Raw genomic sequence first — 26981 nt, forward strand, 5'->3', positions numbered from 1 at the left:
CTTTGCAAAACACTGAAGATCTTCTTTACAAACTATTGGCAGGCCAGCTGAAATCTGTCGGATTTTTTACGGAAAACGAAACGCAGCCTGTCATGCAGGGGTTTTACGGCAGGTGGCTGGAAGAAAGCATCTCTATCTTGGTGCAAAAAGGCTTTTTGAAACAGTCTGGCAGTACGTATGTGTTAACGGGTCCGATAGAGCGTGCGGACGTTCTGTGGCAAGAATGGGATGAAAAGAAAGCTCCTTTACTCAAGGACAGCAGCAAACGGGCGATGATCATCTTAGTGGAGACCGCTCTCAGAGCTTTGCCGGATATTTTATCCGGCAGAGTTTCTGCCACTGATGTTCTGTTTCCTGATTCCTCAATGGAATTGGTTGAAGGAATCTATAAAAACAATGAAACGGCAGACTACTTTAATGAGGTGCTCGCTGACACATTGACGGCTTTCATTGAAGAACGCCTGAAAGAAGACCCGAACGCGGAAATCCGGATATTAGAGATCGGAGCGGGGACGGGCGGGACGAGCGCGGCCGTTTTCAAAAGATTAAAAGAGGTCAAACCTCATGTGAAAGAATATTGCTACACCGATCTGTCAAAGGCCTTTTTCATGCATGCTGAAAAAGAATACGGTCCCGACAATCCGTATTTGACTTATAAGCGGTTTAATGTGGAAGAGCCCCCGGCTTTGCAGGGTATAGAGGCGGGCGCATATGACGCGGTCATTGCGGCAAATGTGCTTCACGCGACAAAAAATATTCGGCGGACACTTCGCAATGCCAAAGCGGTGCTTAAAAAGAATGGGATTTTGCTATTAAATGAGATCAGCAGCCATTCGGTTTATTCTCATCTGACATTCGGTCTTTTGGAAGGCTGGTGGCTGTATGAAGACGCCAAACTGCGTATTCCCGGATGCCCTGGGCTGTATCCTGAAGCGTGGCAGTCTGCGCTGGAAAGCGAGGGATATCGGTACGTTACATTTATGGCGGAATCGTCACATCACCTCGGCCAGCAGATCGTGGCGGCAGAAAGCGACGGCGTCATCAGGCAAAAGCAGCCGGACGCGCAGGCGGTTGAAGAAATTGCGGCTTCCAAAGAGCCGGCTGATTTCACAGAACCGTCTTTCTCAGTCACAGACCGGACGGTGCAATTCATAAAAGAAACGTTAGCCAAGTCCATAAAGCTTGCTCCCGAGCGCATTCAGCCGGAAACCAGCTTTGAAAAATACGGCATCGACTCCATTTTGCAGGTGAATTTTATCCGTGAACTGGAAACATTGACGGGCGAGCTGCCGAAAACGGTCTTATTTGAACACACGAATACGAAAGAACTTGCCGAGTATTTGCTGGAAACTTACCCGGATAAGCTGCAACAGGCATTCGGAGCCGATCAAGCGCCTCCTGAAACGGAGCATCCGGAACCTGCAATGAATGAACCGGTGCCGCTTGTCACGGAAACGCGGCGATTTATCACTGAACAAAAAGAGCCAAAAGCGCCAAAGCCGGAAACAGAAAACGTCACCGATAATCGCTCAGATCGTGACGACATTGCCATTATCGGCATCAGCGGCCGCTATCCCGAGTCTGAAACCCTCGATGAGCTGTGGGAGCATTTAAAAGCCGGAGACAGCTGTATTACGGAAGCTCCGGAAAACAGATGGAAGTCCGGTCTTCTGAAAACGATGGCAAAAGAAACACGAAAAGAAGAAGGCAAAACACGGTACGGCGGATTTCTGCAGCATATTGACGCTTTTGACCATCACTTGTTTGACATCCGGGAAGACCATGTGATGGAGATGACGCCTGAGCTCCGTCTAAGCCTTGAAACCGTATGGGAAACATTTGAAAACGGCGGCTACTCGTTAGAAAGAGTAAACGAATGGCAGGAATCAGACAGCGGAATCGGTGTATTTATGGGCAGTATGTACAATCAATATTTCTGGAATATCCCGTCATTGGAAAAAGCTGCGCTCAGCTCTAACGGAGGGGATTGGCATATCGCCAACCGCATTTCCCACTTTTTCAATTTAACGGGTCCGAGCATGGGCGTTACGACCGCATGCTCCAGCTCACTGAGCGCCATTCATCTCGCCTGTGAAAGCCTGAAGCTTAACAGCTGTTCCATGGCGATTGCCGGAGGGGTCAATCTCACGCTTGAACCGTCTAAATATGATGCGCTTGATCGGGCGAATTTGCTTGAGCAGGGAAGTGAAAGCAAAAGCTTCGGAACCGGCACGGGTCTGATGCCGGGAGAGGGAGTCGGAGCAGTGCTCTTGAAGCCGCTCTCCAAAGCGGTTGCCGACAAAGACCATATTTACGGGGTCATTAAAAGCAGCGCGTTGTGCCATAGCGGCGGAAGGCAGATGTACACGGCTCCGGATCCGAAACAGCAGGCGAAGCTCATGGCGGCTTCCATTGACAAGGCCGGAATCAATCCGGAAACAATCAGTTATGTTGAATCAGCGGCAAACGGCTCTGTATTGGGAGATCCGATTGAGGTCATTGCCCTGACAAACGCGTTCTCGCAATATACCGATAAAAAACGATTTTGCGCGCTTGGATCCGTCAAGTCAAATCTCGGCCATTTAGAGGCGGCCTCCGGGATGTCCCAGCTCGCGAAAGTGCTGCTGCAAATGGAGCGGGAAACATTAGTTCCAACCATTAATGCAAAACCGCAAAATCCGAATATCGCGCTTGAACAAACGGCCTTTTACCTGCAGGAGAAAACCGAGTATTGGGAGCGTCTGAAGGATGCCGAGACGGGAGACATCATACCGCGGAGAAGCATGATCAATTCCTTCGGGGCAGGCGGGGCATATGCAAATCTCATCGTAGAAGAATATATCAATCCGAATTCTAATCATGCCCGTCACGGCAATGAGGAATATATTTTCCCTGTGTCAGCGAAAACAAAATGGAGTTTTGAAGCCTATCTTGAGAGACTGGCGGCCTTTTTAGAAAAGACGCCATCTCTTCATCCGGCCGCCATCGCATCCGCGCTGCAAAAAAGAACGCATCATCCGGAGTATCGGGCGGCATTTACGGCTGCTTCCGTTCAGGAACTGTCGGAAAAACTGGCCGCTTACCGCATGGATCAGCGGAATCTCAATTTCTCCGATTCTGATATCGGCCGGCGTGCGCGGCAATGGGAAAAAGGAGAGAATATCACGTTTGATCAGTTGCAGCAAGAGCACGCCGTTCATCTGCCGGCCTACGCTTTTGACCACGGGACTTCTTTTCATTTCGGTGAATCAGAAAACGCTGCCGGCGTTCAGGCGGTATACAGTGATGACGACCCATACGTGAAAGGGCATCAATTCAGCGGAGAACCGGTACTCGTCGGCGCTACATATAACAGTCTGGCAGTCGATCATTTTTGTGATCTTTTTCCTGAAGCAGAGGGAGGACATATTAAAAAACTGAATTACGTCAGCCCCATTACCGTAAAAAAAGGCGATCGCATCGAGCTGAAAACAGAATCGAAACAAAACGGGGATGGATTTGAACTGAGCATAATGCACCGCAGCCGCACGTCTCCTGATTGGAGCATAGCGGCGTATGCCGAGTGCAGCCCGTATCCGTTTCAAAAGCAGCACGCGGATCTGGCGGCCATTCAGCGCTCATACCGGGAAGTGGGCCGGATAGATGAGTTATACGGAGATGGAACGGGAACCGTCGTGTGGGGAGAAGAATTTAAAACGATCACCCGCCTGTACAAAGGCACTGATGCCGTTTTAGCGAAAGTGAACCTGAACAATAGCGACTCACAACAAGCGCATCATTATGCCATAAATCCATTAATCGCCAACAGTGCTTACTTGGCCTCGCTTTCTTTATTGGACCAAACAGAGGCGGAAAGCTATCTGCCGTTCGGCATTAATTCCGTCACCTTCAGCAGCCCGGAAAATCTTACCGATTGCTGGCTGCACATCAAGCTGGCCAAACAAACGGGGGAAATGATTCTGATTAACGCAGATGTCATCAGCAGCCGATCGGAAGTGGTGATGCGTTTTGAAGGCTATGCCCTGAAACGGTTCCGCCCGAAAACGGAACAGATGAATCAGCCGGCCCGAACGGCTGTTAAGAATGCGGGAGCACCGATTTCTGCCGGCAGTCTGACAGATGATATCCGCAGCTACGTCCTTGGCAAGCTCGCCAAGATGATGGATGAACCCGCGTCCTCTCTTCGTTCTGAAGCGAATATCATGGAATTGGGACTTGATTCAGCGAGTCTGATCGGGCTGACAAAAGAGATCGGCCAAGAGGCGGACATCGATGTGAATCCAACATTGTTTTTCGAGTATCCGACGGCGGAGGAGCTGACCCGCCACTTCGCGTCAGCATATGAGAGCAAGTTTTCTCAATTGTTTGCCGATAATAAGCATTCAGAAGAGGCCGGGGTCACGGAAACAGAAGAGCGCACTTTACCGAAGAAACAGCATACGCCTTGTGATAACGCCGATGTCAAGCAAGGAATCGCGATTATCGGTATGTCAGCTCAGTTTCCGCAATCCCCGGATATCCAGTCTTTTTGGGGGCACATCGTAAACGGGGATCACTGTATTACCGAAATTCCGGCGGACCGGTGGGACTGGCGCCGTTACGCCGGCGATGAGAATGACACGAGTCTCAGATGGGGCGGTTTTATTGACGGTGTCGGCGAATTTGACCCGCTCTTTTTCGGAATTTCTCCTAAAGAGGCATCACAAATGGGGCCGGAGCAGTATCTGCTTTTGATGCATACATGGAAGGCAATGGAGGATGCGGGCCTGACAAATAAGGCATTATCAAGCAGGACGACAGGCGTTTTCGTTGCCGCGGGCAACAGCGATCCGAACAATGGAACAGCCATTCCGTCCATCATTCCGAACAGGATATCATATGCCTTGAATTTACAAGGACCGAGTGAATATTACGAGGCTGCCTGCACGTCAACGCTGGTGGCATTGCACAGGGCGGTTCAATCAATCCGTCATAACGAATGTGAGCAGGCTGTCGTGGGCGCCGCCAATATTCTGCAATCGCCGAAAGGTTTTATCGGTTTTGACTCAATGGGATATTTAAGCAAAAACGGCCGGGCGAAATCGTTCCAAAAAGATGCCGATGGCTTTGTCAGAAGCGAAGGGGCGGGCGTGATCATCATCAAACCGCTTGAGGCGGCAATTGAAGACGGCGATCATATTCACATGGTCATTAAAGGAACAGGAGTGTCTCACGGCGGTAAAGGCATGTCGCTTCACGCACCGAATCCGGCGGGAATGAAGGCCGCGATGAAAAAAGCGTACGAAGACACCGATGTTGATCCGCAAACCGTCACTTATATTGAAGCGCACGGCATTGCCTCCGAAATGGCAGATGCGCTGGAGTTTAATGCAATCAAAGCGGGTTACGGCGAGTCTGCAAATCAAGAGGAAAGCACGCCTTGTTATATCAGCACCGTGAAACCTTGCATCGGGCACGGCGAACTCGCTTCCGGACTGGCCGCCCTTATAAAAGTAGCGATGGCCATGAAGCATCATACCATCCCGGGCATTCCCGGATTTACATCTGCAAATGAGCAAATGGCTATTCAAAAAAGCCGCTTCCGTTTCACCGAAGACAATCAGGAATGGACACAGCTCACCGACCATACGGGCAGACCGATCCCGCGCCGGGCCGCAATTAACAGCTATGGCTTCGGCGGCATGAATGCGCATGTCGTCTTGGAACAGTACAGCCCGAGCCATAAAGACAAAGAATCTGAGCATGACCCGCAGCTTATCGTGCTTTCTGCTAAGAGCGAAGGGCGTCTTAAGGCGGCCGCAGGTCAGCTGGCTGATTTTGTGCAAACTGGAGATACTCCGTCATTGCGGGATATTGCTTATACGCTTCAGACCGGCCGTGAGGCGATGAACTGCCGCTTGGCACTCGTTGCCCGCAATCAAGATGAATTGCTGGAAAAACTGAAAGAGTACAGAGCATTTTCCGAAGAAAGCAATGGAATGAAAAGCTTCTTTACAGGCAGTCAGCAGACTGGATCAGGAGATATCGGCGTTTTACTGGAAGGGACTCTCGGTACAGTCGTCACGGAGACGCTGTTGGCTGAAAACAATCTGGAAAAGCTTGCATTTTGCTGGGTGAAAGGAGCGGATATACCGTGGGACAGACTCCACCAAGGCAAATCTGTTCAAAGAGTGCCGCTTCCGACATATCCTTTTGAACACCACAAGTATTGGAACGGCGGTCAGCCAGAAGAGATCAGCCTTGCACCGGTTTCCCAGGACCCTCAGCTCCGCCGCGAGAGCGCAGCTGACATTGTGGCTGACATTTTGGGGATGAAGGCAGCGGAAATTGATCAAAATAAGCCGCTGACTGAATACGGATTCGATTCAATCTCCTGTATTCAGCTGCTGAAAAAACTTGAGGACGGAGACAGCCGCATCAGTCTGGAAGCTCTTCAGAAATGCAGCACTCTTCAGGAGATCGGCATGCTGTTAAAAACGAACCAACCGCATGAGGCGGGCCGGAATTTTCCCGAACTCGTCAAGCTGAATGAAAGAGAAAAAGGCCGTCCTGTTTTTTGGTTTCACGGCGGAACAGGAGGCGTTGAAGCATACCAGCCATTCGCCAAAAAGAGTCAGCGTCCTTTTTACGGCATCCAGGCAAGAGGTTTGACAGGGAAAGAGCCGCTGCAAGGAATCGAAGAGACGGCCGCTTCTTATATGAGAATCATCCAAGCGGTACAGCCGAAAGGCCCTTATGACCTCGGCGGATATTCCTTGGGCGGAATGCTTGCATATGAAACCGCGCGCCTCTTGCAGGAGGAAGGTCATACAGTAAAAAGCGCCGTCATGATCGACACCCCGTACAGTGAAAAATGGAAAGAAAGAAAACCATCTGTTAAGTCAGTCATGCTGCAAACGATCAATACGATGCTTACGGCATATCTTAAGCCTGAAAACCTTGAAGAGGCATTAATCAGCAGAGAAGACATTACCGTCCAGGCTGAGGAAGAAGAAGTATTGAAAGAATTGATCGGCCTTGCCAAAAAGCGCGGTCTGCCAAAATCCGAAGAAGCGATCCGGATGCAGCTGGAGCAAATGATGAAGACGCAGCTCGCTTACGGAATGGAAGAGTATGACATGAAGCCGCTGCCTCATCCGGAAGCGCTGCAATGCTACTACTTCCGTAATAAAAGCGGTTTGTTCCTCGGAGATCTTGAACGTTATCTGACAGCAGAAGAAGAACAAATTCCGTTAGACCATGATGCGTATTGGAAAGAATGGGAACACCAGATGAAACACTTTCACCTGCTGGACGTCCACTCCTCCAATCATGTCACAATGCTGTCGGAACCAAAGCCGCAAAACGCCATTAAGGCATTCTGCGAAAAACTGTACGCAAACAAAGGAACGATAAGCGCAAATTTCCTTAAATCTTTCAGAAAAAAGCTGGACGAAACAAATGAGTTGGTAAAACGGTAATAGAGAACGGCCGGAGCAATCCGGCCGTTTTTTTTATACATAGAACTAAATTCATTATGTACTAAATATTCACTATTATATTGATTTCCTGTTTATAAGACATTAAAAAAACCCCCGATAAACAGGGGGCGATATTAAAATCTGACAGGCAATGTTTCAAGCCCTCTCAAAAACACGTTTTTTCTCCATGTTACATCCTCGGGCGCGCCTTTCAGCTCTATATTCGGGAACCGTTTTAAAAGCGAAGTAAAGGCAATGGATGCTTCCATCCGGGCGAGCGGAGCCCCGAGACAAAAATGAATGCCGAATCCAAAAGAGATATGACGGTTCGGTGTTCTCGCTATATTTAATGTATCAGGATCATCGAAATATTCCGGGTCCCGATTGGCTGAACCGATGCCGATAAATATCATATCGCCTTTTTTAATAGAAACATCTTTATAGGTGAAATCTTCAAGCGCCCATCGATTCGCCATCATGATGACGGGAGAGGTATACCGCAAAAGCTCTTCGACCGCCGTCTGGATATTTTCGGGCTGCCGCTTTATCTTCTCCATCTGGTCTTTGTGCAGAAGAAGCGCCAGGGTGCCGGAGCCGAGAAGGTTAACCGTTGTTTCAAGCCCGGCAACGACTAACAAAAACAGCATGGAATACAGCTCTGATTCACTCAGCTTTTGGCCGTCCTCTTCAGCGTAAATAAGCTTGGTTGTCAGATCTTCAGCCGGATGTTTTCTTTTATCTTCGATCAGTGTTTTCATATATTGTTTAAATTCTTTGAGAGCCTGGTTGGTCGCATCTTGTCCGCTTTCTGACGTGTCAACCATCGCGTTAGTCCACACTTGAAATTTGGCGCGGTCCTCTTTCGGAATTCCGAGCAGCTCGGAAATGACGATAAACGGAAGGGGTGCCGCGAAATCTCTCATAATATCAGGGTCTGCTTTTGTTTCCATTTCATCCAGCAGCTCTTCTGTGATCTGCTCTATCCCGGTGCGAAGCTGCTCAATCATCCGGGGAGTGAACCCCTGATGCACCAAAGATCGAAGACGTGAATGATCCGGAGGGTCTTTTGCCAGCATATGCTCTGAGACAAAATCGATATCTTCGCTGACATTCAGCTTTGCGATCAGCTCCTTCGGCATGACCCGTCTTACATCTCTCGTAATTCTGCCGTCTTTTAAAAACGCCATACAATCATCATAACGCGTGATGAGCCATGCCGGAAAGGTGCCTCCGAAACGCTGCAGTTCGAATTTATGTATGGGGTCCTGCTCTCTGAATCTGCTTAAAACCGCAAAAGGGTCTTCGTGAAACTCGGGTGAGTGTGGGTGAAACATTGTTTTTTCCATCTGGATTTCCCCGCCTTCATGTTTTTGAAAAGACATAACCAACAGCCGGTGCCTGCCGACCGGACGGCATTCCTCCTTTTATCTGCCGAAGACACTGATCACAACGGCTCATAAGTATGTCTAAAATATATAAGGAAACAGAAGCCGGTTCAATAGATAAATCGTAAAGCCGCCATTTTCGTTAATTATCAACAAAACAGCAAACTTTTTTTGCCAATTCATCATGTGTGTTAAATCCGGCTAATATACATATTTACGCTTCATATCAACTTCTTAAGGAGGATGTGAATGAATGCGTTTATGAAATGGGCGGCAAGTCTGCTTTTGGTGATCTCTCTTCAGTTCGGCCTTACGGGCGCCGGCATCCATTCGGACAGTGCTGCTCGTGCCGCATCCCGATACGATCAGGTGCTGTATTTCCCGCTGTCAAAATATCCAGAGACGGGAAATCATATAAAAGACGCCATTTCGGCAGGTCATTCTGAGATTTGTACAATTGATCGGGGCGGAGCGGAGAATAGAAGGAAAGAATCATTGAAAGGAATTCCGACAAAGCCCGGGTTTGACCGTGATGAATGGCCCATGGCAGTCTGCACAGAAGGCGGGGCGGGGGCTGATATCAGATATGTAACCCCGTCGGATAACCGCGGGGCCGGTTCATGGGTTGGAAATCAAATGAGCGGCTATTCCGACGGCACGAGAGTATTATTTATCGTTCAGTAACTTCTCCGGTTCGCCGGAGTTTTTTTTATGCTTTGAAAAAGCGGCGCGCCGGCTGGACATATGAAATGGCGAAGAGTAAACTTATATGTTGGAATCAGCATAAGAAAGGATTGGATCACATTGACAGTGACTACATACCGAAATATTGCACTTTTACTTCTTTGTTTAACAGCGGGAATTGTGGATGTGATCGGTTATTTAAGCCTGGGACATATCTTTACCGCCAATATGACGGGGAATATCGTTCTGTTCGGCCTGGCGATCGGCAACTCATGGCACCTTGCCGTACTCAAATCGTTAACCTCGTTAATCGGATTTATTGCCGGCGTTATTGCCGCGGCCTTGCTTGTGGGCAATAAAAAGAAATCATTCTGGCCCCCTGCGGTAACTGCCGCTTTAGCTATTGAAGGAGCTGTTTTGCTGCTGTTTGCTTTGTTCTCTTGCTTTTTTGCAGATGCCATTTCTGTTTATGTGCTGATTATGCTGCTCAGCTTCGCAATGGGAATGCAGACGACAGCCGCGAGAAAACTTGGTGTAGCGGGGATTTCCACGACCGTATTAACGGGAACGCTCGCTAATTTTTTTGAAGATCTCACCGCAAGGTTTTACAAAGCGGACAAGCGGAAGCAGTTTACGAGAGATGCTGTATTGCGCGCGCTTGCCTTGGTTCTGTATTGCTTTGGGGCGGTCATAGGCGCTTTTGCCGAACCGGATTATAAGTTTGCCGTGATCTGGCTCCCGATTATCATTATTTTAGGCATTATGCTTTGCGCATTCACGATGTTCCACGGATATTCTGAAGAAAAAAACCAATAAAAAAACGCCGCTGATTCAGGGCGTTTTTTCTTTTTATTGCTCTTTCCGGGTCCCGATTGTATACACGGCCCGATCTGTATGTACCTTTAATCCGTCTTGCTCCTTTTGGATGGTAATGTCGCCGAGCAGAGGAATTTCATACGCATCTTGGGGAAGCGGGACATTTCCTTCCTCCGTATAGGTTGTGCCGTGCCCTTTTAAGACGAGTTCTTCATCCGCTACATAGTCATCGGGATGGTTTGTCCGGCGGACGAGAACATCATCAAGGTGAAGCATGATCTGATCCATATCAGAAATCTCGTTTCGGCTGTCTGTCAGCTCTCCTTTTCTGATATCAAGCGTTTGTCCGATCTGTTTTTGCAGCCATTCAGACAATTCGGTGTTTGTAAGTGCCATTGTGATTCCTCCTTTTATCTACACCATACTTATTCCCTATTTTTTTAGAAATACACTGCCTTGCATTGATCTTTTTTTCTGACAGCCGGTTCTGACCTGTTCCGAGTTCCTTCATTATAAATGTTTCATCTATTCACCTGAAAAACGGAGTCATCTGCCGGTGCAGACGACCCCGTTCTCATGATAAAAAGGTTACTCTTTCGGCACGGCGTTTTCGGCGTTCACTGCGCCCGCTCCGTAAATGTTCGGATCTTCATTTGTCCATTGATCCGGACTTTGTTTGATCAATGTTTTCACTTCGTCAGGCGAAAGCTGCGGGTTTTGCTGAAGGATTAAGGCGGCGATGCCCGCACAGATCGGAGTGGCCATGGACGTGCCCGAAAGACTGAAATACAAGGAGCCTACTCGGTTTGATTTCTGTAATTTGTCAAGATATGAACGCGGAGAACGGAGAGATACGATATCGACCCCGGGCGCAAGAATGTCAGGCTTCTCTTTTCTGTACACCGTCGGGCCGCGGCTTGAGAAAGAAGCGACCGTATCGTCCTCATTGCTGGCTGTATCATTGTCATCATAGGCGCCTACCGTGATGACCTTCTCGCTGACACCGGGGCTTGAAATCGTTTGAGCTTCCGGACCGGAGTTGCCCGCGGCGACGCAGACGACGATTCCTTCATTCCATGCCTCTTCAACGGCCTTGACGAGCGGGTCGTCCGTTTCTTTATCATATCTGAGCGCATCTCCGCCCAGTGACATGCTGATGATTCTGATCGGATTCTTTGTGTGTTCTTTATTATATTGTATGCACCATTCCACACCTTCAATGATATCAGCCAAGGTTCCTGATCCTGATTTGTTTAAAACCTTGACTCCGATCAGATCGGCTTCCGGCGCCGGCCCCTGATATTTACCCGAAGATGAAGCGCCGCTGCTTGCGATAACACCGGCGCAATGGGTGCCGTGCCCGTTGTCATCATACGGTTCTGTCTTTTGGTTGACAAAGTCCGCAAATCCGATAATCCTGCCTTCTAAATCGGGATGCTGGTAGATTCCGGTATCAATAACGGCGACGGTTATGCCTTTTCCTGTTAATACGGTGCCGTTACGGGTCACTTCTTTTGCATGAGACGATTCAGCTGCCGTATCAAGGAGAGCTTTTACTTCACGGTTTAAATAGATTTTACGGATATCCCGGCATTGCGAAAGAAGCATGTGAAGGGCGGACGGAGTGACTTCGGCGCTGCAGCAATTGATTGTTTGAAACTGCTTTTTTATAGTGCAGCGTTTTTCTTTTGATAAGACCTGTCCTGTGCTGTGAAAACCGGATTCATGGCAGCCCTCTTCAAATTCAATGATGACTGACATTTTCTTTCTGTTTTTCACCTTTTTTTCGAAAAAATTGTGCAAAAAGCAAGGTGTCCATTTGAAAGGTTTATATAACTGTAATACGTTTTCTCTGAGCGGCCAGTCCAGCTTATGAGCATTTGACCGCACCATTTGTACCATTGAGTAACCAAACATATATACTTTTCCTCCCATTCTGGCGATTCTCTCTATACCATATGAACAGGCCGTATGTTCGGTCAGTTTGTTTGTCCTTCAGGAGAGCTGGTTACTTGCGGCTTTTTCAGGAGAAGAAATCGAGTTGGATCGGAACATTTGTTCGTTTATGATGAATCCGGCGGAAGGAGGTATACACATGAACATAATATTGGGACATTCCTTGGAAAAACAGCTTCCGATTGATATTATATATATGAAAAAAGACGGCTCCGTTTCAAAACGGACCATTATGATAAAAAAAGGGGATGAGCGGGCTGTAACGGCATTTTGCTGTACAAAAAGGCAGATGAGAACTTTTTTGACGGGCTCCATTCTGTCCTGTGCATTTGCTTCGGGAGGCGGATATTCATTTTTAAAAGCGTATTCTTGATGCCGTCCGTTTCCGGCCGTGAATCTCCCGCCCCTGAAAATTCGGGCGTTCCTCCCTTTTTTTTTGCCCTCTCTCAACCTTTTTTCACTGATGCTCGGCATTTGAGCGCTTGAACCGTGACAATCCATTGATTTTTCGAAACCGGGAAGTTTTTCACTGATGATAATGTTAATAGAATGTTAAGATAAGACCTATTGACAAAAATCCATATAATGAATATTTCATTTTTCAGAAAGGAGCAAAGAAGGAGAGCTGATGAAAAGAATTTTACTTAATGTCATCATTATCGTAGCAATGGTCTTACTAATAAGATGTGCTCATTATGCGTCAGACCCTGATCCCTCGAATTCTTCTGATACATACACAGATTTTAAAGATCTGGCTGAACATGAAGACCCCGATGATTATCATATATCATACAATAAGCGAAAGGGGAGCCCCGTATTGATCATGTCGCCGCACGGAGGGAGAATTGAGGGCGGGGTGAGCGAGATCGTCCGCTCTTTCAGGGATGATTATTCAACCTACCTGTTTGAGGGATTAAAAGCGCATGATAACCAGACTCTTCATATTACGAGCACCAAGTTCGATGAGCCTTCAGCAGTCGAAAGCATTAAGCAGCACCATTATGTTATCGCAGTTCACGGTTATAAAGGCGACGAGAAAAATACTCTTGTCGGAGGAAGCGACCGGAAGCGGGCGAAAAAATTGGTGAGAGCTCTCAAACGAAACGGATTTCCTGCAGAATTGGCAACCTCAAAAACCGGTCTGGCCGGGGTTGACACCGAAAATATCAATAACCAGGCGCAAACCGGGCTGAGTATACAGCTTGAGATCAGCAGAGAACAGCGGGAAGCGTTTTTTGATAATTTTGATTACCGCGAAAGGGAATTCACAAAAACGGAGGAATTTTACCGGTTTGTCCGTACGATAAAAAGAGTGATCAATCAAGAGTATTCGTGAGCTTAAAAAAAGACAAACCAGTGAAAGGTGAGTAAACTGAAAAAAAAGGAGGTTTGTCCCTTGGCAAAACATCACTTTTATTTAAAAGCAAATTGGCCCGGAAATCGCAATGACGTCGGCGATATTAAAAGCGGCCGGCTGGAAACGGCTGTGTCCATTCCTAAGGAAATGGACGGACCCGGAGAAGGCACAAATCCTGATGAAATGCTGCTTGGAGCGGCCGCGACCTGTTATATTATAACGCTTGCGGCGATGATGGAAAGAAGCGGTCTGGATAAAGAAGATCTACATATGGAATCTGAAGGAATTGTAGACGTCACGAACGGTGTGTTCACGTACCAGAAAATCATTCACCGCCCGTTTATATTATTAAAGCCGGATGCAGCCGAAACGGACTTTACGCTCGCCAGGAAGTTAGCGCAAAAAGCGGAGTCCTCCTGTATGATTTCACGAGCGATCCAAGGAAACGTGGAGATGGAGCTTGAGGTTGAAGTAAAAGCTGCCCGCGCTTGACGAGTTCAAACGGTCAGCTCCGGGCCGTTTGATTTTTTTTAGCTTTTTGAGACTTGGAACGGTTCAGCAGGATGACGCCCGTGATGACAAAAATAAGCCCGATCATCATTTTGGCTGTCATGGCTTCCTTAAAAACAAAAAAGCCGACAATTGCCGTTAAAGCCGTGCCGACACCTGACCATGTCGCGTATGCGGCGGATAAATCAAGGCTTTTCAAAGAGAAGCTCAAAAACATAAAAGAGGCTCCGATTCCGGCAATGACGCCGAGAGCGGGCCATAAGTGCGTAAAACCGTCCGACAGCTTCAGCATCGTGCTTCCAAACACTTCTGATACAATGGCTAATGCCAGGCAGAGTAATCCTTTCATATCATGCTTCTCCTTTCTACCAATTCATCAGAATGACACCGGCCAATAAGAATACAAGTCCGATGACGGCCTGCTTGTCCAGTTTTTCATGAAACCATTTCGCTCCGATAATGGATGCGAGCACCGTTCCGGCTCCGCTCCATGTTGCATAGGATAAGCTGAGCGGAATGAGATTCAGTGTCAGTGAAAGCATATAAAAGGCCAATGAATAGCCTGCCACTACAAGCGCGCTCGGCAAAAACCGCGTAAATCCGCGGGAGACCTTCAGCATGGCCGCGCCGATTGACTCTGATAAAATAGCAATTGTGAGGAAGATATAACCCAGAATCATATCAAATCCCCCTCTCATCATAATCCTTATGCCTTTTGTTTAAGGCAGTAAAATAAAATAATATCCGAACTTTGCCCGCCAAGTCAAGACATTAGGCCTATATAAAAAGGCCCCTGAAAGGAGCCCTTTTTGATTGTCTTAGTAGTAATACGGATAGTAAGGGTAGCCGTAACCTCCGTACAAATACGGATTGAACAAAGCGCTTCCGACAAGCCCCCCGACAAGCCCTCCGACAAACGGTCCGCCGTAAAAACCAAACGGCCGTCCGAACCCGCCAAACCAAGGGCGGCCAAACCAAGGCCGGCCAAAACCAAAACCCGGCCGCCCGAAGCCGAATCCGAATCCGGGACGCCCGAACCCGAAGCCCGGCCGTCCAAACCCAAATCCGGGCCGTCCAAACTGTCTCATATCACTATCTGCTTCGTATGTGTATTCTTCATTCATAATTTAGGTACCTCCAAGAATAAATTTGAGATGATAACAGAGTATTCAGCCCACCAATTTTTGATTGGGCGTTTATCAAAAAATAAAGGAGTGATCTTTTGTGGGCCTGTATCAGTCCGATTGGTCAAAAAAACCTCCGCACACACACGCATACCGGGCTGTTACGGATGTAGTGCAGGGGCATTACCATGTGATCGAAGGCTTTTCGCAGCCGGAGAACGGCAGCAATACAGATGAGCATACACATTTCTATACGGGCATCACCTCGTTTGAAAACGGCCATTTTCATAGGTATTACGGCATTTCCGGCCCTGCCATCCCGAGGGTTGACGGAACACATTACCATGAGCTTTCAGAGACCACCTTTGCCGCCTACAATGAGCCGATTCAGATCCAGCACGGCGGCGTCGTTTACGATCCACGGGAGAAAGGACGGAAAACGCACCGCCATACGCTCAAAGGAAAAACGAGAGAGGTTGTCGGAAACGAGCCGATCGGGTGGTAGCGGATGTTTAGCGCTCAGGAAAAAGGGCAAAATGGATAGGTGCCTGAAGAAATGAATGCTATAATTAGGGGGAGATTTATAAAAGAGAGTGATACATATTGAAAAATAAAAAACAGCCTGTCGTCATACTCGTCGGACCGACGGCAGTCGGAAAAACAAAACTAAGCATCGGACTCGCGAAAATGCTGAATGCGGAAATCATCAGCGGAGATTCCATGCAGGTATATAAAGGGATGGACATCGGAACGGCCAAAGTCACCGAAGAAGAGACAGAAGGCGTGCCGCATCACCTGATTGATATTTTGGAGCCGTCCGACACTTTTTCAACGGCGGATTATCAGAAAATGGTAAGGGGAAAAATCACCGAGATTGCCGGTAGAGGAAAGCTGCCGATGATTGTCGGGGGGACTGGTCTGTACATTCAGTCCGTGCTGTATGACTATACGTTCACGGAAAACTCCGGCGACCCTGTATTCCGGGAGCGCATGGAGAAACTGGCGGCTGAAGAAGGGGCAGAAGCGCTTCATGCCAAGCTTGCGGCAGCCGACCCGGAAGCGGCGGCAGCCATTCATCAAAACAATACGCGAAGAGTCATCCGCGCGCTCGAAATCCTGCATGTATCGGGAAAAACAATGTCAGAGCATCTTAAAACCCAAAAACGGGAGCTGCTTTACAATGCGGTTCTTATCGGTCTTACAATGGACAGAGGAGTGCTGTACGGCCGGATTAACGAGCGCGTTGACCTGATGCTGGAAACCGGCCTTCTTGACGAAGTAAAGCGGCTGTATGATATGAATATCCGGGACAGCCAATCGATTCAGGCAATCGGCTATAAAGAGCTGTATGAATATCTTGATGGAAAAGTGCCGCTCCCTCAGGCTGTGGAGCAATTAAAACAAAATTCAAGGCGATATGCGAAACGCCAGCTGACCTGGTTTCGCAATAAAATGCCCGTTTCATGGACAGATATGACGCCGCCTGTTGATATTGAGCAGAAAAAAAAGGAAATTTTCGAGTGCATAGCAGGAAAACTGGAAATTTAATCGAAACAGTATTGTATTGAGAACCAAGGAGGACGAAACATGAAACCGATTAATATTCAAGATCAGTTTTTGAATCAAATCCGAAAAGACAATACGTTCGTCACGGTGTTTTTACTCAACGGCTTTCAGCTTCGCGGCCAGGTAAAAGGCTTTGACAACTTTACCGTTTTGCTCGAAACGGAGGGGAAGCAGCAGCTTATTTATAAACATGCCATCTCCACGTTCGCCCCGCAAAAAAACGTCCAGCTTGAGCTTGAATAGACTTTTTGACAAAGACCATGAACAATGGTCTTTTTCTATGCGCGTCTGTATATTGCAGGCCGTATATCGGAAAGATAAAAGGGGGTACGGAAAATCGTGTTCGAAAGTGAAAATGAACTGAGAAGAATCAGGATTACGCTCGTTTGGATCGCTGTTTTTTTGCTGTTTGGAGCTTGCAGCAATCACGAGACGGTGGTGACGGATGATGACGGCGGCTTGGCGGATGCCGAATCGCAGACAGAAGGCATGGTGCAGCTGGAACATAATCGTTTCGGCATTGTCGAGGACGGTTACTTAAAAATATACCGCTACGATGAAAAAACGAATAAAATCGAACTGAAAAAAGAAACGGCGCTGGATGAGCTTGAATAAATTTCACAAGCGTTCGAATTTACAAAGCGGGCCGCACAAGCTACACTAAGTACTGACATTGATCATGCAGAGGGTGAGACGATTGAAACACAAGGTGATAATCAACCATTGGGAAGAAACTTGTGAAGATGATTCCTGCTATGAATATGGAACCAGCATCATCGTTGACGGCAAAGAACTGATCAGAGAGGCTTCCATCACAAGCGCTCTGAAAGCCGTACTGAAAGAAATCGGTGCTGATGTGGAGATTGAAGAAACCGTTGAAAGCGAAAAAAAATGTGATTCTTACAAAAAATAAGAATAAAAGTCTAGACTACTAAGCAGTTTTTTTTCATGTTATGATAGACATCGGCTTACACATGACACCTTGAGTAGGATGAGAGATGATTCTCGTTCTGCTCTCTTTTTTGGGCGTTAATCGGGCCGGAGCCAAAGTCCGCTCTTTCAAAAATATGAATTTTTTATAAATCGATCTCAATATGTTGTGTTTTTCTCAGAGGTTAGTATACTATATATAGTGTTAAGAGATTCATTATTTTTGATAGGTCGTGATAAGTATGGTTCAAATCATATTTGATTCAAAGACAGGGAATGTTCAGCGTTTTGTGAATAAAACAGACTTTCAGCTGATCCGCAAGGTGGACGAAACGGACCACGTGGACACTCCGTTTGTTTTGGTCACCTACACGACAAACTTCGGTCAGGTACCGGCATCAACACAATCATTTCTCGAAAAATACGCCCATCTCTTATTAGGAGTCGCTGCGAGCGGCAACAAAGTATGGGGCGATAACTTTGCAAAAAGCGCCGATACCATCTCTAGACAATATCAGGTGCCGATCTTGCACAAATTTGAACTCAGCGGCACATCTAAAGACGTTGAATTGTTTACTCAGGAGGTAGAAAGAGTTGTCACAAAATCAAGTGCCAAAATGGATCCAGTTAAATAACGAAATCATGATCCAACAAGATGGAAAATTCCAGTTTGATAAAGATAAAGAGGCTGTACATAGCTATTTTGTAGACTATATCAATCAAAACACAGTTTTCTTTCACGATTTAAAAGAGAAGCTGGATTATTTGATTGAAAACCAATACTACGAAGAGGAATTCTTAAGCCTTTATTCTTTTGAAGACATTAAAGAAGTGTTTAAGACAGCTTACGCTAAGAAGTTTCGTTTTCCTTCCTTCATGAGTGCGTTTAAATTCTATAATGACTATGCTTTGAAAACGAATGACAAGAAAAAAATCCTCGAGCGTTATGAGGACCGGATCTCAATCGTCGCGCTGTTCTTCGCAAACGGCGACACTGAGAAAGCAAAAGAATATGTGAACTTGATGATCAATCAGGAATATCAGCCAAGCACACCGACATTTTTGAATGCCGGCAGAAAACGCCGCGGAGAACTTGTGAGCTGTTTCTTGCTCGAAGTCAATGATTCCTTAAACGATATTTCACGGGCGATCGATATTTCCATGCAGCTGTCTAAATTGGGCGGCGGGGTTTCTCTTAATCTGTCCAAGCTCCGCGCGAAAGGTGAAGCGATTAAAGATGTTGAGAATGCCACAAAAGGCGTTGTAGGCGTCATGAAGCTTCTTGATAACGCGTTCCGTTACGCTGACCAAATGGGGCAAAGACAAGGCTCTGGCGCGGCGTACTTAAACATTTTCCACCGCGATATCAATGACTTTCTTGATACGAAAAAGATTTCTGCGGATGAAGATGTGCGTGTCAAAACGCTTTCTATCGGTGTCGTCATTCCGGATAAGTTCGTTGAGCTTGCACGTGAGGACAAAGCGGCTTATGTATTCTATCCGCACACGATTTATAAAGAATACGGCCAGCATATGGATGAGATGGACATGACGGCGATGTATGAGGAACTTGTCGACAACCCGCGTGTCAAAAAAGAAAAAGTGAATGCGCGCAAATTGCTTGAAAAGCTTGCCGTTCTCCGTTCTGAGTCAGGTTATCCATACATTATGTTCCAGGACAACGTAAACAAAGAGCATGCGAATAACCACGTATCAAAAGTGAAATTCTCGAACCTTTGCTCTGAAGTGCTTCAGGCGTCACAGGTTTCGGCTTACACAGATTATGACGAGGAAGACGAAATCGGCTTGGACATTTCCTGCAACCTTGGTTCATTAAATATACTGAATGTCATGAAACATAAATCGATTGAGCGCACGGTGAAACTCGCGACGGATTCCCTGACTCATGTATCTGAGACGACGGATATCCGCAACGCGCCGGCAGTCAGACGCGCGAACAAAGCGATGAAGTCGATCGGTTTAGGCGCCATGAACCTTCACGGCTACCTGGCCCAAAACGGCATCGCTTATGAAAGCCCGGAAGCAAGAGATTTCGCGAATACGTTCTTTATGATGGTGAACTTTTATTCCATCCAGCGTTCAGCTGAGCTTGCGAAAGAAAAAGGCGAAACGTTTGAGCATTATGAAGGCTCCACTTATGCAACGGGAGAATATTTCAATAAATACATCGAAAAAGAGTTCTCACCGGCATACGAAAAAATCGCTGCGCTCTTTGAAGGCATGCACATCCCGACAATCGAAGACTGGAAAGAGCTGAAGGCGTTTGTCGCTGAAAACGGCATGTACCACAGCTACAGACTGTGCATCGCGCCGACAGGCTCCATTTCCTACGTCCAATCCAGCACGGCGTCCGTTATGCCGATCATGGAACGGATCGAAGAAAGAACATACGGAAATTCAAAAACGTATTACCCGATGCCGGGGTTAGCGTCTAATAACTGGTTCTTCTACAAAGAAGCTTATGATATGGACATGTTCAAAGTGGTGGATATGATCGCGACAATCCAGCAGCATATCGATCAGGGAATCAGCTTTACCCTGTTTTTGAAAGATACGATGACAACTCGTGATCTGAACCGTATTGATCTGTATGCCCACCATAGAGGCATCAAAACCATTTACTATGCAAGAACGAAAGATACCGGGCAGGACAGCTGTCTTTCTTGTGTCGTTTGATTAAAGGAGAGTTAACAGTGACAAAAATTTATGACGCAGCAAACTGGTCAAAGCATGAAGATGATTTCACCCAAATGTTTTACAACCAAAACGTAAAGCAGTTTTGGCTTCCGGAAGAGATCGCATTAAACGGCGATCTTCTTACTTGGAAGTATTTGGGTAAAAATGAGCAGGATACGTACATGAAGGTGCTCGCCGGCCTGACACTGCTTGATACAGAGCAGGGGAACACAGGCATGCCGATTGTGGCCGAGCACGTCGAGGGCCATCAGCGAAAAGCGGTTCTTAATTTCATGGCGATGATGGAAAACGCGGTGCACGCAAAATCATATTCAAATATTTTTATGACGCTTGCTCCGACTGAAACGATCAACGAAGTATTTGAATGGGTTAAACAAAATAAATATTTGCAGAAAAAAGCGCAAATGATTGTCGGGCTTTACAAAGCCATTCAAAAAGATGATGAAATTTCACTGTTTAAAGCGATGGTCGCATCGGTTTACTTAGAAAGCTTCCTTTTCTACAGCGGTTTCTATTATCCGTTATATTTCTACGGACAGGGAAAACTGATGCAAAGCGGTGAGATCATCAACCTGATTCTTCGTGATGAAGCGATCCACGGTGTATATGTCGGACTGCTGGCACAGGAAATATACAATAAACAAACAGAAGCGAAAAAAGCGGAACTTCGCGAATTTGCGGTTGAGCTTTTAGAAGAGCTTTATCACAATGAGCTTGAATATACAGAGGATCTCTACGACCAAGTCGGGCTGTCTCATGACGTAAAGAAATTCATCCGCTATAACGCCAATAAAGCTTTGATGAACTTAGGGTTCGATCCTTACTTTGAAGAAGAGGATATTAATCCGATCGTATTAAACGGATTAAACACCAAAACAAAATCACATGATTTCTTCTCCATGAAAGGGAACGGCTACAAAAAGGCGACCGTAGAACCGATTAAGGACGAAGATTTTTATTTTGGCCAAGACGAAGAGCAGATATAATATCTGCTCTTTTGGCTTGAATGGAGAGGTAAGACAGGAGGAACGGGCATGAATAAAATGGATGAAATCATCTTGGCTGCACCGCGGAGTGACGTCTTTCAAAACGAAATGCTGACATTTCAGGGAGTCAACAGCGAGGATGAACGTATCATAAAAATTATGGCTCAAATTGAGGCGCATTTTTTTGAAATCAGAAGAGGCGACGCGGAAGAGGACCCGCGATTTAAACAGCCGATTCCGTATGTCGTCATCCGCCGTGATGATGAGGTGTTTGTGTATGAGCGGCTCGCGGGCGGAGGGGAATCGCGCCTCCATAATAAGCTTTCTCTCGGCTTCGGCGGACACATGAACCCTATGGAAGGGGCGGCTTCATTTTCGGAAGTGCTGAAACAGAACACCGACCGGGAGCTGGCGGAAGAACTGTACATTCGCGAGGAGGACAAACAAAACATTGTCACACTCGGCTTGATCAATGATGATGAAAACGATGTAGGGAAGGTGCATATCGGCATTCTTTCTGCGCTCCAGTTAGCGCCTGCAGCACAAGTCGAAGTGAAAGAAAAAGATCAAATCGCCGGGCGCTGGATGAAACTGAGCGAACTGAAAGAGGAAAATGTGTATCAGCGTCTTGAAGCTTGGTCTCAGTTTGTCGCCGATATACTTCAATAACAAAAAACCCCCGTTCGTCCCAAAAAAGGGAGAGCAGGGGTTTTTTCATTTAGTCTTGCACAATGAAGGCATCAAATCCGGCTTTTTCGGCCCGCGCTGCCAACGCTTCAGCATAATCTCTGGAAGAGAATGCGCCGATCTGCACTTTGAAGAAGCCTCCTTTTGGAAGCACAATCGCGTCAAAACCTTTAGACACCGCGTCTGCGGCAAGCGCATCAGCATTTGCTTTCACGTTGAATGCGCCGATTTGCACTTTATATAAGTCAGCCTTTTTTTTTAGACCGAAAGCTTGCTCCAAGCCCTTGGCATGTCCTCTTGCAAGGCTTTCAATAAAACTGGCTGTTTTCAGTTTGTTTGCATCAGCTGACGTATCAACAAAACCATTCTCCGTCAAAATCGCCGGCATACTTGTCTCCCGCAGCACATGGAAGTTGGCTGTTTTTTTTCCGCGGTCATTAAAACCCGATGCTTGAATTACTTGCGTGTGGACGGCTGATTGGTAAGTCGAGGTCGGCGCTCCGACACCGGGGTAAATATAGCTTTCGAATCCGGTTCCGCCTCCTGAGTTAATATGAATGGATAAAAAATAATCTGCGCCCCAGCTGTTGGCGGCATCCGTTCTTTCCGTCAGGCTGACCGTCTTATCGCTTGTCCTGCTCATCGTGACAGAAACTCCTTCATACTCATTCGTCAGAATCGTGCGCAAAGCCAGTGCGATCTCCAGCGTGACCGCTTTTTCCTGAAGTCCGTTTCCGGTTGCACCTGAATCAGTTCCGCCATGACCGGGGTCTATAAAAATTTTAACCATTCTCCATCACCTCATTACAGCATATGATGATGTTCAAAAGGTGCTTGTACGGCTGTCATTCATGAAAAAAATGAGAGATACACCCAACATTTCCCGGAAAATAAAAATAAATGGTTTGTCCTCCCGTTTCTGCTGAATACAATAAGAAATGAAAAATATTTCTCGGGAAAGCGCAGGATTCAACATCATTCCCGAAGAGAACGGAAAAAGTGACAGATAAAGAGGAAAACGGGCCTCATGATGATAGGCGGATGTCACCGAACCTCTTCATCATGAGTAAGATAAAGAGAGAACAGAGAGGTGAGCATGTTGGAGCGCGCTGTAACCTATAAAAATAACGGACAAATTAACATCATTCTTAATGGCCAAAAGCAAGTGCTGACAAATGCAGAAGCTGAGGCGGAATATCAGGCCGCCCTGCAAAAAAATGAAGCCAAGCACAGCATTCTGAAAGAAATTGAAAAAGAAATGAACACATTAGTGGGTATGGAAGAAATGAAACGCAACATTAAAGAAATTTACGCTTGGATATTCGTCAACCAAAAACGGGCCGAACAAGGGCTGAAAGTCGGAAAACAAGCTCTTCATATGATGTTCAAAGGGAACCCAGGCACAGGGAAAACCACCGTCGCGAGACTGATCGGCAAGCTTTTCTTCGAAATGAACGTTCTTTCCAAAGGACATCTGATCGAAGCGGAACGTGCCGATCTCGTCGGTGAATACATCGGACACACGGCGCAAAAAACGAGAGATCTGATTAAAAAATCGCTTGGGGGTATTTTATTCATTGATGAAGCATACTCACTTGCAAGAGGCGGAGAAAAGGATTTCGGTAAAGAGGCGATTGATACGCTTGTCAAACATATGGAAGACAAACAGCATGAATTTATTCTGATCCTGGCAGGGTACTCGAGAGAAATGACACATTTCCTGTCATTAAATCCCGGCCTGCAATCGCGTTTCCCTATCAGCATCGATTTTCCGGATTACTCTGTCACTCAGCTGATGGACATCGCAAAGCGCATGATAGCAGAGCGGGAGTATCAATTAAGCCAGGAAGCCGAGTGGAAGTTAAAAGATTACTTAATGACAGTAAAAAGCACGACAAGCCCCATTAAATTCAGCAACGGGCGCTTTGTCAGAAACGTGATTGAAAAATCAATCCGCGCTCAGGCCATGAGGCTTTTAATGGGAGACCAATACTTAAAAAACGATTTAATGACGATCAAGAGCCAGGATTTACTTATAAAAGATGAGGCGGCAGCTCACGAATAGACCTCTCAGCCGGTCTGAGGGGTCTATTTTTTATTTCTCTCTTTAAAACCCGCCGGATGTGTGGTATACGCCCTGCGGGTTTGGTATGATAGTACTACTGCCCAATACGACACAGAAAGGAACATCCATTTGAACGAACAGGAAGGAAAAAAAGAAACGGTCATTTTGGTCGGCTGCCAGCTTCCGCACATGACAGATGAGCACTTTGAACATTCCATGGAAGAGCTTGCTTCATTGACAAAAACGGCTGACGGAACGGTGCTGACCCGGATTACGCAAAAACGGAACAGAGCGGATGCCGCTACATACATAGGCAAGGGGAAAGTAGACGAGCTGAAGGCGCTGTGTGAAGAGCTTGAAGCGGATCTGGTTATTTTTAATGATGAACTGTCACCGAGCCAGCTTAAATCACTCGCCACTGCAATTGAAGCGAAGATCATCGACCGCACGCAGCTTATTTTGGATATATTCGCAAAAAGGGCGAAGACGAGAGAAGGAAAGCTTCAGATCGAATTGGCCCAGCTTCAATACGCGCTGCCGCGTCTGAGCGGACAAGGAATCAATCTCTCAAGACAAGGCGGCGGAATCGGGACGAGAGGGCCCGGTGAGACAAAGCTTGAAACAGACCGGCGCCACATTAGAAACCGCATACACGAAATTAACGTGCAGCTGTCAACGGTTATCCGCCACAGAAGCCGTTATCGGGAAAGACGCAAAAAGAACGGCGTGCTTCAGGCTGCACTCGTCGGTTATACCAATGCAGGAAAATCAACGTGGTTCAATCAATTAACAAGCTCAGACAGCTATGAAGAAGATCTGCTGTTTGCAACACTTGATCCGATGACGAGAAAGATGGCACTCCCAAGCGGCTACAGCGTCCTTTTGTCTGATACGGTCGGCTTCATTCAGGATCTGCCGACGACGCTGATTGCCGCTTTCCGTTCAACGCTTGAGGAAGTGAAGGAAGCAGACTTGATCATTCATGTCATTGATTCATCCAATGAAGATTATGCCGGGCATGAACAGACTGTCCTCGGACTGTTAAAAGAGCTTGAGGCAGATGATATTCCGGTGCTGACCGCTTATAACAAACGTGATGAGACACTTCCTGACTTCATCCCGACAGCGGGAGAAGGCCACATCATGATCAGCGCCCGAATCGCCGGGGATGAAGCGAAACTAAAAGCGGAAATCGAAGCTTATTTGCGCCGGGAGCTGATGACGCCGTATGAAGTTCATGTGCCTGCCGCCGAAGGCAAATTGATGTCACGCATCAAATCAGAGACCATGATCGACAGTCTTTATTTTAATGAAGAAAATGAACGCTACGAAGTCTCAGGTTATGTACAGGAAGAACAAAGCATACTCGGAGAATTGAAGAAATTCATGTAAGGAAGGTATACACAACATGTTTGACACACTGACCCACGGCGCTCTTTTACAAAAAACCGCCGAAGAAACAGAAGCGGAAATCTCCGCCGTTCATAAAAGAATAGAAGAAATCAGTGAACGGAATGAATGGAGAGTCCTGCAAAGCTACAGAAAACATAAAGTAAGCGATACGCATTTTACGCCTTCAACCGGATACGGTTATGATGATATCGGACGAGATACACTGGAGAAGATCTATGCTGATGTGTTCGGAGGAGAGGCGGGACTTGTGCGGCCGCAAATCATTTCCGGTACGCATGCGATTTCAATCGCGCTCTTCGGCGTGCTGAGACCCGGGGACGAATTGCTTTATATCACAGGCAAGCCTTACGATACACTCGAGGAAATCGTCGGAGTAAGAGGCGGGGAGTATTCAGGCTCGCTTAAGGAATTTCAAATCGGATACAATGCAGTCGATTTAACATCAGAAGGCAGAGTGGACTTTGAAGCAGTCCGGGCTGCAATCCAACCGAATACAAAAGTGATCGGCATCCAGCGTTCAAAAGGATATGCGAATCGTCCGTCTTTCAGAATAAATGAAATTGAAGAGATGATTCGTTTCGTAAAGGAAATCAAAGAAGATGTCATTGTTTTTGTGGACAATTGCTACGGAGAATTTGCAGAAGAGCGGGAACCCTGCCACGTCGGAGCGGATCTTATGGCCGGCTCCCTGATTAAAAACCCGGGCGGCGGCCTTGCTAAAACGGGCGGCTATCTTGTAGGGAAAGCCAAGTGGATTGAGGCCTGCTCTTACCGGATGACCTCCCCGGGAATCGGAAGTGAAGCCGGGGCTTCGCTTTATTCACTGCAGGAAATGTATCAAGGTTTCTTTCTCGCTCCGCATGTAGTGGCGCAAAGCTTGAAGGGAGCGGTATTTACCGCCCGTTTTCTTGAAAAGCTCGGCTTTACGTCAAACCCTGCATGGAATGCGCCGAGAACGGATCTGATTCAGTCAGTTGAGTTTCAGGACCCTGATAAGATGATCGCTTTTTGCCAGGCGATACAATATGCTTCACCGATTAATGCGCATGTGACGCCTTATCCGAGCTATATGCCGGGATATGAAGACGATGTCATTATGGCAGCGGGCACTTTCGTACAGGGAGCAAGCATTGAATTATCAGCAGATGGACCTATCAGACCGCCTTATGTCGCGTATGTCCAAGGAGGATTAACCTACGCGCACGTGAAAAATGCGATTTGCAGCGCCGTAAATGCTTTAATGGAAAAAGAGCTGATTTAGGCCGGTTGCAATTTTCAAAGAATTCGATGTTAAGATTCCTCACATTGTATTGACACAAAATAT

The 26981-nt window shown here is 46.9% G+C and carries 25 protein-coding genes; 18 read left to right on the forward strand and 7 right to left on the reverse strand.

Features of this window, described 5'->3' with window-relative positions; translation table 11 throughout:
* Window positions 1-2: 2 nt before the first annotated feature.
* The gene (locus tag VP472_RS08580; RefSeq protein WP_146276814.1) at window positions 3-7460 is read left to right on the forward strand and encodes a beta-ketoacyl synthase N-terminal-like domain-containing protein; all 7458 of its coding nucleotides are present in this window, start codon (window positions 3-5) and stop codon (window positions 7458-7460) included.
* A 134-nt stretch (window positions 7461-7594) separates the two neighbouring features.
* Here VP472_RS08580 and VP472_RS08585 read toward each other — a convergent pair whose 3' ends face one another.
* A complete protein-coding gene (locus VP472_RS08585) occupies window positions 7595-8806 on the reverse strand; it encodes a cytochrome P450 family protein (RefSeq protein WP_102422503.1) in 1212 nt (403 codons plus the stop codon).
* A gap of 288 nt (window positions 8807-9094) precedes the next feature.
* Between VP472_RS08585 and VP472_RS08590 the strand changes: the two genes are divergently transcribed.
* Both VP472_RS08590 and VP472_RS08595 read left to right on the forward strand, forming a co-directional pair.
* Window positions 9095-9529, forward strand: coding sequence for a NucA/NucB deoxyribonuclease domain-containing protein (locus VP472_RS08590; protein ID WP_007611576.1), 435 nt, complete (start codon window positions 9095-9097; stop codon window positions 9527-9529).
* A gap of 60 nt (window positions 9530-9589) precedes the next feature.
* Entirely contained in the window at window positions 9590-10345 is a 756-nt protein-coding gene (locus tag VP472_RS08595; protein WP_146276816.1) for a YoaK family protein, read from the forward strand.
* Between the two features lie 33 nt (window positions 10346-10378).
* Here the strand turns inward: VP472_RS08595 and VP472_RS08600 are convergent, their stop codons facing one another.
* Window positions 10379-10741, reverse strand: a complete 363-nt coding sequence (locus tag VP472_RS08600) for a protein YmzB (protein WP_007410383.1) — start codon at window positions 10739-10741, stop codon at window positions 10379-10381.
* Between the two features lie 192 nt (window positions 10742-10933).
* The gene (locus VP472_RS08605) at window positions 10934-12262 is read right to left on the reverse strand and encodes a serine protease AprX (RefSeq protein WP_146276818.1); all 1329 of its coding nucleotides are present in this window, start codon (window positions 12260-12262) and stop codon (window positions 10934-10936) included.
* A gap of 178 nt (window positions 12263-12440) precedes the next feature.
* Between VP472_RS08605 and VP472_RS08610 the strand changes: the two genes are divergently transcribed.
* The 3 genes from VP472_RS08610 (at window position 12441) to VP472_RS08620 (ending at window position 14150) form a co-directional block, all read left to right on the forward strand.
* Entirely contained in the window at window positions 12441-12674 is a 234-nt protein-coding gene (locus tag VP472_RS08610; protein ID WP_058906034.1) for a hypothetical protein, read from the forward strand.
* A gap of 255 nt (window positions 12675-12929) precedes the next feature.
* Entirely contained in the window at window positions 12930-13637 is a 708-nt protein-coding gene (locus VP472_RS08615) for a poly-gamma-glutamate hydrolase family protein (protein WP_003154076.1), read from the forward strand.
* Window positions 13638-13697: 60 nt separating this feature from the next.
* The gene (locus VP472_RS08620; RefSeq protein WP_070081858.1) at window positions 13698-14150 is read left to right on the forward strand and encodes an OsmC family protein; all 453 of its coding nucleotides are present in this window, start codon (window positions 13698-13700) and stop codon (window positions 14148-14150) included.
* Between the two features lie 13 nt (window positions 14151-14163).
* On the opposite strand, the gene erbB is transcribed toward VP472_RS08620, so the two are convergent.
* The 3 genes from erbB to VP472_RS08635 form a co-directional block, all read right to left on the reverse strand.
* On the reverse strand, window positions 14164-14517 hold the full coding sequence (gene erbB, locus VP472_RS08625; RefSeq protein ID WP_003154073.1) for an SMR family multidrug efflux transporter EbrB: 354 nt from the start codon (window positions 14515-14517) through the stop codon (window positions 14164-14166).
* Window positions 14518-14533: 16 nt separating this feature from the next.
* Entirely contained in the window at window positions 14534-14848 is a 315-nt protein-coding gene (gene erbA / locus VP472_RS08630) for an SMR family multidrug efflux transporter EbrA (RefSeq protein ID WP_003154071.1), read from the reverse strand.
* A gap of 138 nt (window positions 14849-14986) precedes the next feature.
* The gene (locus VP472_RS08635) at window positions 14987-15292 is read right to left on the reverse strand and encodes a hypothetical protein (RefSeq protein WP_015239898.1); all 306 of its coding nucleotides are present in this window, start codon (window positions 15290-15292) and stop codon (window positions 14987-14989) included.
* A gap of 100 nt (window positions 15293-15392) precedes the next feature.
* Between VP472_RS08635 and VP472_RS08640 the strand changes: the two genes are divergently transcribed.
* From VP472_RS08640 to VP472_RS08680, 9 genes are all read left to right on the forward strand, one after another.
* Window positions 15393-15797, forward strand: a complete 405-nt coding sequence (locus VP472_RS08640; RefSeq protein ID WP_070081859.1) for a YmaF family protein — start codon at window positions 15393-15395, stop codon at window positions 15795-15797.
* A gap of 98 nt (window positions 15798-15895) precedes the next feature.
* The gene (gene miaA / locus VP472_RS08645) at window positions 15896-16840 is read left to right on the forward strand and encodes a tRNA (adenosine(37)-N6)-dimethylallyltransferase MiaA (RefSeq protein ID WP_146276820.1); all 945 of its coding nucleotides are present in this window, start codon (window positions 15896-15898) and stop codon (window positions 16838-16840) included.
* Window positions 16841-16879: 39 nt separating this feature from the next.
* Window positions 16880-17101: an RNA chaperone Hfq gene (gene hfq, locus VP472_RS08650; RefSeq protein WP_003154064.1), complete on the forward strand. Its 222-nt coding sequence runs from the start codon at window positions 16880-16882 to the stop codon at window positions 17099-17101.
* 96 nt (window positions 17102-17197) lie between these two features.
* Window positions 17198-17473 (forward strand): YmzC family protein, encoded by a 276-nt coding sequence (locus VP472_RS08655; protein WP_003154063.1) that lies wholly within the window; start codon window positions 17198-17200, stop codon window positions 17471-17473.
* An 82-nt stretch (window positions 17474-17555) separates the two neighbouring features.
* Entirely contained in the window at window positions 17556-17771 is a 216-nt protein-coding gene (locus tag VP472_RS08660) for a hypothetical protein (RefSeq protein WP_003154062.1), read from the forward strand.
* A gap of 259 nt (window positions 17772-18030) precedes the next feature.
* The gene (gene nrdI, locus VP472_RS08665; protein ID WP_003154061.1) at window positions 18031-18423 is read left to right on the forward strand and encodes a class Ib ribonucleoside-diphosphate reductase assembly flavoprotein NrdI; all 393 of its coding nucleotides are present in this window, start codon (window positions 18031-18033) and stop codon (window positions 18421-18423) included.
* Window positions 18383-20485, forward strand: a complete 2103-nt coding sequence (nrdE, locus tag VP472_RS08670; RefSeq protein ID WP_003154060.1) for a class 1b ribonucleoside-diphosphate reductase subunit alpha — start codon at window positions 18383-18385, stop codon at window positions 20483-20485. The genes nrdI and nrdE overlap by 41 nt, the downstream gene beginning before the upstream one ends.
* A gap of 17 nt (window positions 20486-20502) precedes the next feature.
* Window positions 20503-21492 (forward strand): class 1b ribonucleoside-diphosphate reductase subunit beta, encoded by a 990-nt coding sequence (gene nrdF, locus VP472_RS08675; RefSeq protein WP_024085331.1) that lies wholly within the window; start codon window positions 20503-20505, stop codon window positions 21490-21492.
* 48 nt (window positions 21493-21540) lie between these two features.
* The gene (locus tag VP472_RS08680; protein ID WP_044053225.1) at window positions 21541-22161 is read left to right on the forward strand and encodes a hypothetical protein; all 621 of its coding nucleotides are present in this window, start codon (window positions 21541-21543) and stop codon (window positions 22159-22161) included.
* A gap of 49 nt (window positions 22162-22210) precedes the next feature.
* On the opposite strand, the gene VP472_RS08685 is transcribed toward VP472_RS08680, so the two are convergent.
* Window positions 22211-22969, reverse strand: coding sequence for an N-acetylmuramoyl-L-alanine amidase (locus VP472_RS08685; RefSeq protein ID WP_146276822.1), 759 nt, complete (start codon window positions 22967-22969; stop codon window positions 22211-22213).
* A 306-nt stretch (window positions 22970-23275) separates the two neighbouring features.
* On the opposite strand from VP472_RS08685, the gene spoVK reads away from it, so the two are divergent.
* The 3 genes from spoVK (at window position 23276) to VP472_RS08700 (ending at window position 26918) form a co-directional block, all read left to right on the forward strand.
* Window positions 23276-24244, forward strand: coding sequence for a stage V sporulation protein K (gene spoVK / locus VP472_RS08690; protein WP_015417523.1), 969 nt, complete (start codon window positions 23276-23278; stop codon window positions 24242-24244).
* A 129-nt stretch (window positions 24245-24373) separates the two neighbouring features.
* Complete coding sequence (hflX, locus tag VP472_RS08695; protein WP_015239904.1) at window positions 24374-25636, forward strand: GTPase HflX; 1263 nt, start codon at window positions 24374-24376, stop codon at window positions 25634-25636.
* 16 nt (window positions 25637-25652) lie between these two features.
* A complete protein-coding gene (locus VP472_RS08700) occupies window positions 25653-26918 on the forward strand; it encodes a methionine gamma-lyase family protein (protein ID WP_012117612.1) in 1266 nt (421 codons plus the stop codon).
* Window positions 26919-26981 lie beyond the last annotated feature (63 nt).

The organism is Bacillus sp. MT(2024) (assembly GCF_036362845.1).
Classification (GTDB): domain Bacteria; phylum Bacillota; class Bacilli; order Bacillales; family Bacillaceae; genus Bacillus; species Bacillus velezensis.